General features: G+C 46.0%; 10 protein-coding genes. 1 reads left to right on the forward strand and 9 read right to left on the reverse strand.

Going from position 1 to position 12,400, the window contains the following annotated elements; all coding sequences use genetic code 11:
- Positions 1-5 precede the first annotated feature (5 nt).
- The 9 genes from FEN17_RS17425 to FEN17_RS17465 form a co-directional block, all read right to left on the reverse strand.
- Positions 6-191, reverse strand: coding sequence for a hypothetical protein (locus FEN17_RS17425; protein ID WP_138366599.1), 186 nt, complete (start codon positions 189-191; stop codon positions 6-8).
- A gap of 10 nt (positions 192-201) precedes the next feature.
- Positions 202-495, reverse strand: coding sequence for a type II toxin-antitoxin system HigB family toxin (locus tag FEN17_RS17430; protein ID WP_138366600.1), 294 nt, complete (start codon positions 493-495; stop codon positions 202-204).
- A 76-nt stretch (positions 496-571) separates the two neighbouring features.
- Positions 572-2,566, reverse strand: a complete 1,995-nt coding sequence (locus FEN17_RS17435) for an NAD-dependent epimerase/dehydratase family protein (protein ID WP_138366601.1) — start codon at positions 2,564-2,566, stop codon at positions 572-574.
- Positions 2,559-3,386: a transketolase gene (locus FEN17_RS17440; RefSeq protein ID WP_138366602.1), complete on the reverse strand. Its 828-nt coding sequence runs from the start codon at positions 3,384-3,386 to the stop codon at positions 2,559-2,561. The genes FEN17_RS17435 and FEN17_RS17440 overlap by 8 nt, the downstream gene beginning before the upstream one ends.
- 115 nt (positions 3,387-3,501) lie before the next feature.
- Complete coding sequence (locus tag FEN17_RS17445) at positions 3,502-5,370, reverse strand: glycosyltransferase family 39 protein (protein WP_138366603.1); 1,869 nt, start codon at positions 5,368-5,370, stop codon at positions 3,502-3,504.
- 78 nt (positions 5,371-5,448) lie between these two features.
- Complete coding sequence (locus FEN17_RS17450; RefSeq protein WP_138366604.1) at positions 5,449-7,470, reverse strand: OmpA family protein; 2,022 nt, start codon at positions 7,468-7,470, stop codon at positions 5,449-5,451.
- Between the two features lie 84 nt (positions 7,471-7,554).
- Positions 7,555-8,841, reverse strand: a complete 1,287-nt coding sequence (locus FEN17_RS17455) for an apiosidase-like domain-containing protein (RefSeq protein ID WP_138366605.1) — start codon at positions 8,839-8,841, stop codon at positions 7,555-7,557.
- Positions 8,842-8,874: 33 nt separating this feature from the next.
- A complete protein-coding gene (rpe, locus tag FEN17_RS17460) occupies positions 8,875-9,522 on the reverse strand; it encodes a ribulose-phosphate 3-epimerase (protein WP_138366606.1) in 648 nt (215 codons plus the stop codon).
- Positions 9,523-9,575: 53 nt separating this feature from the next.
- Entirely contained in the window at positions 9,576-10,097 is a 522-nt protein-coding gene (locus FEN17_RS17465; RefSeq protein ID WP_138366607.1) for a Uma2 family endonuclease, read from the reverse strand.
- 171 nt (positions 10,098-10,268) lie between these two features.
- Between FEN17_RS17465 and ligA the strand changes: the two genes are divergently transcribed.
- Entirely contained in the window at positions 10,269-12,356 is a 2,088-nt protein-coding gene (gene ligA / locus FEN17_RS17470) for an NAD-dependent DNA ligase LigA (RefSeq protein WP_138366977.1), read from the forward strand.
- Positions 12,357-12,400 lie beyond the last annotated feature (44 nt).

A 12,400-nucleotide genomic window follows, 5' to 3' on the forward strand; every position in this document is an offset into this window, starting at 1 on the left:
TGCTGTTATATTTTCAATCCTACCGTTTCGAGCTTGGAAATCGGGTAGTACTTCTTTTCATATAGTTGTATCGCCATAGCGATTTCAAGAAATTCCTGTTGCTTTTGCTCGCTGCTTTCGAAATTTTCAGCAATAAGACTGTCAATTTTTTTGAAAGCCTCATTGTATTGTATTTCAGTCAAAATCTCCATAACAAAAGTGTTAAATCATTGCTACATTGATTCTATCATAAGCTTCATGCGGACCGAACCATCGGATGTAAACCGTCCGTACACTGAAAAATATCATTGCGACAAGCCGATATTGGTTCCCTTTAATATTAAACACATATCGGTTGTCGCCTACGTAGTCTACACTATTGAAAACAGATTTTATCTCTATAAAATTGGCCCAATCCGAAGATTCTGTTTTACTGGCCCACTCACTGATCGCAACCCTTGCTTTCGGGTACATAAGGCAGTAATCGTGCAGTGTTTTGCTTTTTATTATAACCATCAAACTACAACATTTAATTTGGTTTTGGCCAAATAAATTGAATTGTTCAAAAATGTTGAGTTCGTGTTATTTTAACTTATTTCCGCAACTGCTTCACCAGTGTACTGATTTCATCAGCCGTCTTATAAGACTTCACCCCGCGGCGGATTCCGGTTCTTATGTACTTGGGTCGCTTTTTGGTTTCTTCGAAAATTTTGGTGATGTATTCTCCTAAGAACGAAATGCCAAGAATCGTCAAGCCGCCGAAGAAAACGATCAGGACGATGACTGTGCTGATTCCCTGAGGCGTGTCCGGGTAAAAGAATAATTTTGCCAGGATTTGCCAGATAATGCCTAGGATCGACAAGCCGGTTAATGCAAAACCTGCATAGCTCATTAATTCCAGCGGTGCAAAACTGAATGAGAAAATCGCCTTCTTGGCCCACCAGATGTTTTTTGTCCAGTTGTTAGTCGAGACACCAAACATTCTTTCCGGACGGACGTAAGGAACTCCGGTTTGTTTGAAACCAACCCAGGCTCTTAACCCACGTAGAAATTGCTCAGTTTCAGGCAAATCCACTAATTCCTTCACTACTTTCCGGTCGATCATCGAGAAATCTCCAGCGTCGCGGGGGATGGGAATGTAGCTCAGTCCCTGGAAGATTTTGTAAAATGATTTATAGAAAAAGTGAATGTGCGGCTTCATTTCGCGCTGCACGCGGACGCCGTAAACTACGTCATTCCCTTCCATCCATTTTTCGTAGAATGCTGGGATGATTTCCGGTGGATCTTGTAAATCGCCATCCATCAAAACAACGCAGTCGCCGGTAGCAATTTCCATCCCGCTTAAAAATGCAGATTGCGAGCCGAAATTCCGCGAGTGGCTGATTCCTACTACATTAGGATCTTTATCACAAATCGCATTGATCACTTCTTCCTGGTTATCGGGCGAGTTATCATTCACAAAAATGATCTCGTAGCGCACTTTCAGTTCGTTGAAAGTCTTCACCAACCTTTCGTACATGAAAGGAATCGCCTGCGCATCTTTGTAACAAGCGATAATTGCAGTGATGACCGGGTTCAGTTTCGGGTTTTCAAAAGCTGGGATTACCCTGCTTTCGTAACGCTCTGCTTCCTGCCATTTGCTGTATTTGGATAGACCGGTTTCCAGCGATGTCCGCGCTTTCCAGCCAAAGTCTGTCTCAAAAGCTTCCGGATCGCCGTACCATTCTGCCAAATCCCACTTGCGGTTCGACATGCTGCCCCACTGTGGTTCCTGTGCGATTTGAAAGGTTTTCCGGGTCGTATCGACCAGATCACCCATGGTCGTTTTCCGGCCGGTAGCAATGTTGTAGGATCTACCAGAAGTTTCGGTGCTGATTTTTAATGCTGCATCCAGAAATGCTTCGACACAGTCTTCTATAAAGACAAAATCACGGCTAATATCCGGTGAAACGAGGGATGGAAGCTGCTTTTTTCGTGCATTTTCGATCAGTTTCGGGATTAGCCTGTCGGGTTCTTCCCAGTATCCGTAAATGGAGTATAACCTGAGATTGAGCGTTTTAAGGTTAAAAACTTTGGCATAATATTCCAGCAAATAAGCCGCTGAAACCTTGGACACCGCATAATGACTATTCGGTTCTACGCGATCGGTTTCCTTCGGACTAGTGCAGTTAAATCCATATTCCGAGCTGCTGCCGGCGTGGATGTACACCATTTCGCGGGTGCAGTTTTGCAGAATGTTTACCGTCCCGATCACATTCGTTTCGTAGGTCAGGTTGACATTGCTTTGCTTGCTGTAAGCGCCATAAGCCGCCAGGTTGAAAATCGTTTGCGGCTTGTATTTTTCAAAAGTTTCCTGAACAGAATTATTGGAAAGAATGTCGCAGTGGACAATGTTTTCGAAAGGAACATTCAACAATTTCAATCGCCATGCCTTCGTAGCGTCGTGCGTCAATGCATAACAATCCTTGCGAATTTTGAAAATATCATTGAAAAGATTGGCGCCGATAAAACCACTCGCACCGTAAACAAAAATGGGCCCTTTTAAACTTTCTATTTTATCGCGGTAGGCCGGTAAATGATCAAGCATTCGTCAATTCATTAAAATAACGTTCCTTTATTTCCAGGGTAGCTTGCTCAAATTGATCCTTGTTCATGGGCAGATAATGCCATTCCAGCTTGTTTTCCATGTAGGAAACCCCTTTGCCCTTGACGGTATTGGCGATGATCGCCTTGGGCAGTCCGTTTTTGTGTGTTTTTAATTCATTTACAGCCAGATAAATAGAGTTAATATCATGACCGTCGACTTCAATCGTTTCAAAACCGATTGCATTCCATTTTTCCACCGAAGCAGTTTCACCCAGCACTTTATCCGTAAAACCAAAACCCTGCAAACCATTTTTGTCCACAATCATAAAAAGGTTGTCCAGCCGATTCTGAATCGCATAATGTGCTGCTTCCCAGGTTGTCCCTTCATTAGTTTCGCCATCAGAAAGTAGTGCGAATGAAAAACTGTCTTCGCCGCTCACTTTGGCAGCGTGGGCAATGCCGGTTGCGATGGGTAAGCCGTGACCTAATGATCCGGTCGCAAATGGAATTCCTTTGTACTGTCTGGGTGCCGGGTGGGCAGGTAATGTCGTGCCGTCGAGGTAAAATGTATCCAGCTCTTCGTCCGTGATTTCGCCCAAAGTATTCAGACAAGCGTAAAGCGCTGCCGCGGCGTGTCCCTTGGATAAAATGAATGTGTCTTGTTCTGATTTATGAAGAAACAATACCGCAATCATCAGGTCAATGCAGCTCAGTGAGCAGCCAATGTGGCCCGCATTTGCTTTGTTGTAAAGTCCAAGAATTTTTAGACGCAGCTCTCCGCTTAACTGTCTGGGGTCACTGAGTATCTCTTCTGCGGTCATGCCAGATGTGTATATGAATGTGAACGACTACGCACAAATTAACGGCCAAAACTTCGGTTTTAAGTGCGCAATATACGAAATGTTATTTCACGGCTCGCTACATGAGCGCACCCGACTACTGCGATCCGTAGCGTAAACCTCTGAGGTTCATGATGTCAACCGACTGTCCGCCTTCGCCTTTTTTTAGCCAGATCTTGTCCACCTGGTAGATGTCCATCGCCTGGATGTACTGTGCTTTTTTGGGCAGGTACAAATTCGTCAGCTGCGCATCCTGGATGGAATAGGGCAGGAAGGTTCGGTCCATTTCAGACAGGATTTCGTATCGCGGAGCAGGGTAAAAAACCGTATCACCCGGCTGGTAAGTCGCTTCTATTTTTTTCGCGGCCGCATAGTAAGGATTAGGGACCCGGGCAGGATCATAATAGCCATATTTCGGCGACTTATCCCGGTAAAAATCCTTCATTTTGAGCGCTACAAAATAGAGCTGCGCGGTTAGAAAAACATATAGTATGATTTTGAGCTCAATCCGCAATGTCCAGAAATATTGGAGCAAAAGGCTCAGCAGCATGATCATGTAAGGAAATGAAAATCCGGAGTAGCGCTGCGTGAGACCATGCGTGTGGCCACCCCGAAATGCCATGATAATCAGGAAAATCGTGGGGAATAGTGCCATTAAAAGCAGCAACCAGAGCCGCTTTCTTTGTGCTGAGGTTTCTTTGATGAAAACATCGGGAAGATAAGAAAGCGCCAGAATCGCTACCGATACTATCGTGAACTGCAACCGGTGATTACTGTAAATGGCAAAACCGGTCAGCAAGACCAGAAATGGAAGATAGCTCACAAGCCGCTCGGGAAGTGAAAATCGCTTTTTTGATCTTGATAAAACAATCAGCAGCACGCCGATCACCACCGCCAGGATCACATTCTTTTTTCCTTCCAGATTATCCGTCATCCCATGCGTGAAAATGACGAGGTCGGTAAAAATGGGCAGCGATTCGTGAAAAACATTCTTGATCGTAGCTGGCAAAATAATGCCGAAAGGATTGTTGTAAGGCCGGGTTTCCGCCATTCTTTTATAAAGATCGGCCTGGTAATTTAATGTATATAAAGTGTACTGCCCGCCGCCGTAAAGCATCCAGAGCGTCACGCCTGAAAGTGCAATCGCCGCCGAAACGCCCATCGCAATCCAGCCTTTCCATGATCTCAGAAACAGCACCGCATAAATCGCATGCGCCATCAAAACTGAAATCACAAGAAAGTGGGAGAGCAAGCCGAGGCCGGCGGAGAGAATGTAGCCAATGTAAAGCAGAAGTGTATTTCGCTTATTGGCCTTACCTTCAATGATTTGCAGAAAAAGATAAGTAGCCAGTAATGTTAAAAAGAAAGTCAGCGAATAATTTCTTGCCTGCTGGCTGTATGCTACAAAAAAGGGCTCGATGGCCACAATTCCTGCGGAGATCAAACCGGTGTTGACGCCGAAAAATCTTCTTGCAAAAAAATAGGTCAAAACAATGATCGCCATGCTGAACAAGACAGAAAGTGCGCGGGCCGAAAAGTCTGATAACCCGAAGATTTCAAGCCAGTAATGTAGCAGCAAATAATAAAAAGGGCTGTTTCCGATGTCGCTCCGGTTGTTGGCCTCGAAGTAATCCTTTAATGTTTTGGGCGACCAGAACTCGGCTGGGGTGAAGGTTTTTGGTGTGTAAATTTCGTTGTAAGTAAATGACCTCAGTACCAGATTCGGCTTATAATCCAGGCTGGGCGACTTCCAAAAATCCGAGCTTTCGAGCCGCAATGTGGAAAAAACGTCCTTCTGATTGGCACCTTCCAGCACAATGCCCTGGCTGATGACCATCGTACTTTTCTCGTCGAAGAAAATACTGTATTTGTCTAAATGATAGAGTCTTAATGTGATTCCCACACACAAAATGACGACCAAAATGAGCCAGGTGCGGAGGGTTTCGCGAGGTTGATCTGAAAACATTGATGAGTAGTTATCACGGGTAGCTACCCGAAATCATATGGTCGCGAAATTAAGGAAATTTCCTCTTACGGACGTTTTTCAGATTTTAAGAATCGTAAACTCTACTCTGCGGTTGCGTTGGCGGGTTTGTTCGGTGAGGTTACTGGCAATCGGCCGGGAGGGTCCCCAGGCTTTGGTCTGTATTCTTTTTGCATCAATTCCTTTGGACAACAGATATTTTTTTACCTGCTCCACCCGGTCTTTTGAGAGCTGGACATTTTTCTGAACTTCCCCCTGATTGTCGGTATGGCCTTCCAGCAGGATTTCCATCGCCGGGTATGTGGTCATAGCGAGCGCGATACGGTCGAGTTCCGAGTAGGAGGAAGGCACCACCTCCGCGCTGCTTTGGGTAAACATCGTGTTGGTCAGCCTAATTTGTTGCCCGGGTTTGATGGGTTGCAGGTAAAGGTTTTTCCGGATGGTGCGAAAACCGGTTTCCTCTGATAAATCAATGTCCTCCGAAACTGGAAAATAACCTTCACCTGAGGCCGAGACGCTGTAAATTTCTTTTAATGGTAAAATCAAACGGTACTCGCCGGTTTCCGGGTCAAAATTGGCTTTGGCAAATGAAGAGTTATCCTTTTTCAGATCAGCCGCAATGTCGGATTTGACTTGTTTGGTAGACTCCGCCTCGTAAACCACACCCGTCACAACTGCCACAGGCTCAGGCTTAATTTCCGGCGACATTCTGATCCTGAAAATATCTTCCTGCCCCAAAACTTTGTCACTTGCGCTGAAATAAGCATAATCTCCGGTGACTGGAATGTTAATAAACGCATCCCAAAGCGGCGAGTTGATCGCAGGGCCTAAATTCTCCGGTTTCGACCAGTTCAGCCAGGTATCGTCCAGTCTTCTTGTTAAAAAAATATCACCTTCCCCGTAGCCGCTGTGACCCTGGGAAGAAAAGTATAAAGTCTTGTTATCCAATGCCAAAAACGGCGTCCCCTCATAGTCTGCGGTGTTAATCACACTTCCCAGATTCCGCGGCTCCGACCAGGTATTGTCTTTTTGTAAAAATGAAATGTAAAGATCTTTTCCGCCCTCTGTATCAGCTCTTTGTACCGACATAATCAGCACATTTTCAAAAGGGGAAACCGCAATTTCAATAGACGTAGCATTACCCAGCAGATTAACAATTTTTGATTCTTTCGGAAAAGTCCAGCCCGTCTTTGTTTTAAATGATTTCGAAAAACCAAAATACATGCTGCCGTCGGGGCGGTAAATGTTGATGAGGTAAATCGTCTTTCCATCAGCCGAAATGCTGGTAATCGCATTATCCCCCGCATTATTGATCGGCGGGCCAATGTTCGTCGCGTCCGTCCACTGACCTTTGTCATTTAATGTCGAAACCCAGACATCCTGCCGGTTCGGGTTGCCAATGTTGCCTTCGAAATTGGTCCTGGTGAAATAAAGTGTCTTTCCGTCGGGCGAAATAATCGGCGCCACTTCCTGACCTTTGGTATTGATCGCCTTGCCCATATTTTCCTTCTCCGACTTCAACTGCATATTCTGCGCAAAGTTGATAGCGGCTTCAACAGGTGTAGCAGATTCCGAAATTGCGATCGCATCGATCTGATTAAATCCAGAAACTTTGCCAGGTTCCAGCACGATTTTCACGGCATTTACCAGCACATTTTGTTTTAGAAAAACATGCAGCATTCTGCCTTTGACAGCCTGTTGAGCGGCAGGTGTTTCAGAAACGAGATATTCCTTGCCAGACTCATCATAAGCAAGTACCCGGACGATGGCACCGGGGTTAAAGTTCTCAGCAATAGCGATTTGTTTGGCAGGAATTGCTTTTTCAAAGCCAACTTTTATCCACTCTTCGCCTCGCCCATCGGCTTCGGCAGGCGACCAGGCGCAGGGGCTGTTTCCGAAATCTGGAAGTTTGTTTGGGATACCCAGAATTTGTTTGGCGCGGTAAGCATGGCCGTACTGGCCAGGGCGATATTCGGAGGAGTAGCCAAGCACTTTACTGGCCCATAAAACCTGCTGAGCGGCTGCATTGCCCCACTGCAACGCCAGAAGACAGCAAAAAAAAGATTTAATCAAAGGGTTCATTGGTGCTCCAATCCTTACCCGACAAGTCCCGCGAGTATTTTTCAATGTAAGTAATATTATTAAGAATACGGCGGAAAGCCAAACCTACTGTTTGGTGCCGATCAGGAGTATCCAGTCCCATCCGGGCTGGGTGTCGGGTGGCTGCACCACGGGCGCGTCGGAGGTTTTGTAAAGTCCGCCATCCCAGCGGCGTCCCGTGCGTGGACTGTACCAGACTGCACCGAATTCAGTACCGTTCAAATGCGATAAATCAAGTTTGACCGATCTGGATGTGGGAATATATAGCATTGACATTCTTTTATTTGAAAGCGATACCACACCGATTTCAGCCTTATCCAGCGAATCTGCCAGCAAATCCGGAGTGTCGGGCTGCATATACTCCCAGGGAATTCCTTTCAAAATTTTAACCAGCTCATGAATATACTCGGCGCCATCTTTGGTAATATTAACCTTCCAGGTCGGATTGAAATTTTTGATGGTACTCATGTGGCAAAAACCGGCTGCGGAGCTTAAAATCGACTGGTATGCCTGATTTCTGATCAGTACCGACTGGTCTGTAATTTCTTTGGGAAATTCTGAATTAGCAATTAAAAATGGTCTTAGTGCTGCTTCTGCGGAATTTTTCTGCCAGTTGGCCAGCGCTGCATACTCTGTCGGAGTGACGGTTGAATCCGGGATAATAAATTTAAGGTCAGAGCGATTCGGCGAGTTATCATTAATGTTCGTCGGGGAGCAGGTATTCAGCGACGCAAGTATTTGTCCGTCAGATTCAGAGCGGATACCGTCTGTAATCAGCCGGAATTGCGAAGTATTCTGATATTCTTCCTCGCTTACGATCCAGATAATGTTGGAATATTTGGCAAAACGTTTTCCAACATAAGCCCCGTAACTTTTCCAGGCATCCTCACTTTGCGCGTCAAAAACCGCATTCCAGCTTTTCCGTGAAATCACCAAACCCACCACCAGTTGCCGCTCTTTCGCTGCCAAGATCACTTTTTCAAGATGGTCAAAGTAGGGTTTGTTGGGTTTGGTTAAGTCATTGTTTTCCAAAAAAGGCGAAACCTTGGCGTAATTGCGCTGGTTAGGCAAAGCAGGTAAAACTTGTACCAGGAATGTGTTGAAAGACTGCGACTTGCGCATGTCCATGTACTGCGCCGACTCCACCGGACCGAGTTTCCGGAGAAGCTGCCACGCGACGTCGGCCACCATGAGGAACGGTACACCATTACTATCCGTGATATGGCGGCCGTTCGGGCTGATTTTAAGCGGAAATTTTACATCAGCCTGTAAAGAAGGTTTAACTCGCGGCTTCGCGATAACACTTTGAATGATAAGGAGGAAACTGAAAATAAAGTTACATGCCAGTTTCATCAGCGGTTTTTGATAAGTTAAGTCCAGAAATAACTAACTGCTTTTCAAAAGTCGGATCGCTTCGGCAGGGTCGGGTGCATTGAAAACAAAACTTCCGGCCACCAGAATATCGACTCCTTCCTTGATTAGCAGCGGAGCATTGCCGGGATTAACGCCGCCATCGACCTCAATCTTGAATGTATAGCCAAATTTTTCTCTCAAACTCCGCAGATGCGCGACTTTTCGATAAGTATTCTCAATGAATTTCTGGCCCCCAAAGCCCGGATTGACCGACATAATCAAAACCAGAGAAACATCACCAAGAATGTCCACCAGGTTATCTACCGGCGTGTGGGGATTGAGCGCTACGCCAGGTTCGGCGCCTAATTCTCTGATATGCTGGACAGTACGGTGCAAATGCGGACAGGCTTCATAATGTACCGTAATTCCCGAGGCGCCGGCTTTTTTGAAATCGGCCAGGTATCGATCGGGCTGCTCGATCATTAAATGCACGTCGAGCGGTTTTTGGGCATGTTTGTAAACCGCCTCGCAAACCGGGATCCCGAAAGAAATATTGGGGACAAACATGCCGTCCATAATGTCGACATGGATGTAGCCGGCGGCACTGGCATTCAGCATTTCAACATCGCGTTGGAGATTTGCAAAGTCGGCAGCAAGTATGGAAGGGGCAATTTCAGCCATGGAATCTTAATGATAAGTTAACCCGGCGAAATTAATGAAATACTTAATGAATGCTAAAAAATGGCGGAAGCCTTGAAATGAAGTCCCGGCAGCGCAGGCGAAGAAACTTCCTGGTTACCCTGGTAACTTCCCGAAAGCTGATACTTTCCATTTACAAGTTCGAAGATTTCGATTTTGGTCTTATCAGGAAATACAATCCAGCACTCGGGCACGCCATAACGCTCGTAAATTTCCTTTTTGATCACTGTGTCCATTTTGACACTGCTTTTGGAAACGATTTCGACGACAAGATCAGGAACTCCTCTTATCCACTCTTTCATAATGTCCTGATTTTCCCGGCTGATAAAAATTATATCAGGCTGCAAAACATTAAAGCCCTCCTCGAAAATCACATCCAATGGAGCGACGAAAAGTTCACCCAGATTATCGGGCTCAACATGATTTCCGAGAAATCTTAAAAGTCTAATCTGAACCCGCTGATGCGGAATAAACGGGCTAGGTGACATAACTTCCTCCCCATTTATGATCTGCGTAAGATCTGGATTGTATGTAATGGTTGCTTCCATAGTTTTCATACGCGTCGCTGGTTTTTACGAATATACTGAAATTGATAAAAAGAATCATGTTGCCAAATCGGAATGGTGTGTACCGTTTAGACGTGGCTTTTTGAAAAAGTAACAGGGGTGCCCGGATTTTTTATATAAATCTTAAATTTGGGCCAAATCGAAACCGTAGCCGCCAGATCCATGAGCCCCGAATTGCAAATCCAGGAGTTGACCGAAAAACTGCATCACTATAATGACCGCTATTACCAGGACAGCGTGTCGGAAATATCGGATTATGAATTTGACCAGTTGCTCAAAGAGCTGAAAACGCTGGAAGACCAGTACCCGGAATTCCGGCAGCTCGACTCACCGACACAGCGGGTAGGCGGGACGATTACCAAGACATTCAATGCGGTTTACCACCGGTACCCAATGTTGTCGCTGGACAATACCTACAATGAGCAGGAGCTACGTAGTTTCGATGAGCGGGTACGAAAGGGATTGGACGGCGAAGCTTATGAGTACATTTGCGAGCTGAAATTTGACGGTATATCTCTCAGTTTTACCTACGAAAATGGTTCGCTGGTACGCGGCGTGACCCGCGGCGACGGTACCCGCGGCGACGAGATCACTAACAATGTTAAAACCATCCGCACATTGCCGCTGCGCGTGAAATCCGAAAAACTGCCGCCGCTTTTTGAGATCCGGGGCGAAGGTTTTATGCCGCTGAGTTCGTTTCAAAAGCTGAATGAGGAAATGGAAACATTGGGTGATAACCAGTATGCCAATCCCCGCAATGCGGCTTCCGGCTCTTTCAAGTTGCAGGATTCCGCCGAAACCGCCCGGCGCGGCCTCGATTGCTACATTTATTCCTTTTTGTCCGATCAGGATTTTTTCAAAAGTCATGAAGAAAGTTTGCTGGGCCTGAAATCCTGGGGATTCAATGTGTCTCCCGGCTGGCGGAAAGTGGACAACATTGACGACGTATTGGCCTACATTCACGAGTGGGAAGAAAAGCGCATGACATTGCCGCTCGCGACGGATGGTATAGTGATTAAAGTAAATTCCTTTGAGCAGCAGCGCGAATTAGGTTTCACTGCCAAAAGTCCCCGCTGGGCTATATCGTTTAAATATAAAGCTGAAAATAAACCTGCCATCCTGCGGCTGGTAACTTACCAGGTTGGAAGAACCGGCACGATTACGCCGGTAGCAAACCTGTGCGATTTGACGGAACGCGCGCTGCCTTTGAACAAAATCGTGGGCGTGCATTTGTCGGGTACGCGGGTGAAGCGGGCCACATTACATAATGCCAATGAACTGGAAAGACTGGGTATTCAGCTTGGAGACACGGTTTTTGTTGAAAAAAGTGGTGAGATCATCCCAAAAATCACCGGCGTGGACGTCACTCAGCGTGAGCAGTATCCCACCGAACCTATCATTTTCCCGACACATTGTCCTGAATGTGGCTCGAAACTGGAACGCAACGAAGGTGAAGTTGCATTTTTCTGCCCAAATGATAGCCACTGCCCGCCGCAGCTGAAAGGTCGGATCGAACATTTCATCCACCGCAAGGCGATGAACATTGAAAGTTTGGGCGAGGGTAAAATTGAATTGTTGTTTGATCTTGATTTGGTCAGAACGCCGGCCGATTTGTATGACTTGACTTATGATAAACTGCTGGGTCTGGAAAAGAACATTCTGAATGAAGAAACTGGGAAAGTGAAGAAAATCAGTTTCCGCGAAAAAACGGTGGAGAACATTCTGGCGGGTATCGAGCTTTCCAAAACCGTTCCTTTCAAAAATGTGCTTTTCGCGCTGGGAATCAGGTTTGTAGGCGCTACTGTGGCTGAGAAACTGGCGGTTTATTTTAAATCTATTCAAAATCTGCGCTCGGCCACTTATGATCAGCTTGTTGCGGTTCCTGAGATTGGCGGACGGATTGCGCTAAGCATTGAATCGTATTTCAGCGTGCCGGAAAACAAGCAGTTGGTGGAGCGACTTGAAAAGGCTGGCCTGCAAATGGAAAGTGATGAAAAACCAATCGAGATTGAAAGCAATGTGCTGGAAGGCAAGACTTTCGTGATTTCGGGAACATTTGAAAATTTCGAGCGGGACGATTTGAAGGATAAGATCGAAGCAAATGGCGGAAGGATACTCAGCGGCGTTTCGGGGAAGCTAAATTATCTGCTGGCCGGCGCAAATATGGGACCTTCCAAACTGGAAAAGGCCAGGAAACTGGGCGTGACGATTTTGTCGGAGGAAGAATTTTTGGCAATGCTGAATGATTAACTAAGAAAAACGACCCAGAAAGCTAACTTTGCGTTTTAAAACAA

It is taken from the genome of Dyadobacter luticola, from assembly GCF_005860805.1.
GTDB lineage: Bacteria > Bacteroidota > Bacteroidia > Cytophagales > Spirosomataceae > Dyadobacter > Dyadobacter luticola.

Excerpts from the sequence above, each read along its gene's own strand:
- FEN17_RS17440 (WP_138366602.1), bottom strand. The coding sequence starts at position 3,386 with ATGACCGCAGAAGAGATACTCAGTGACCCCAGACAGTTAAGCGGAGAG.
- FEN17_RS17425 (WP_138366599.1), bottom strand. The coding sequence starts at position 191 with ATGGAGATTTTGACTGAAATACAATACAATGAGGCTTTCAAAAAAATT.
- FEN17_RS17455 (WP_138366605.1), bottom strand. The coding sequence starts at position 8,841 with ATGAAACTGGCATGTAACTTTATTTTCAGTTTCCTCCTTATCATTCAA.
- FEN17_RS17430 (WP_138366600.1), bottom strand. The coding sequence starts at position 495 with ATGGTTATAATAAAAAGCAAAACACTGCACGATTACTGCCTTATGTAC.
- ligA (WP_138366977.1), top strand. The coding sequence starts at position 10,269 with ATGAGCCCCGAATTGCAAATCCAGGAGTTGACCGAAAAACTGCATCAC.
- FEN17_RS17445 (WP_138366603.1), bottom strand. The coding sequence starts at position 5,370 with ATGTTTTCAGATCAACCTCGCGAAACCCTCCGCACCTGGCTCATTTTG.
- FEN17_RS17465 (WP_138366607.1), bottom strand. The coding sequence starts at position 10,097 with ATGAAAACTATGGAAGCAACCATTACATACAATCCAGATCTTACGCAG.
- FEN17_RS17435 (WP_138366601.1), bottom strand. The coding sequence starts at position 2,566 with ATGCTTGATCATTTACCGGCCTACCGCGATAAAATAGAAAGTTTAAAA.
- rpe (WP_138366606.1), bottom strand. The coding sequence starts at position 9,522 with ATGGCTGAAATTGCCCCTTCCATACTTGCTGCCGACTTTGCAAATCTC.
- FEN17_RS17450 (WP_138366604.1), bottom strand. The coding sequence starts at position 7,470 with ATGAACCCTTTGATTAAATCTTTTTTTTGCTGTCTTCTGGCGTTGCAG.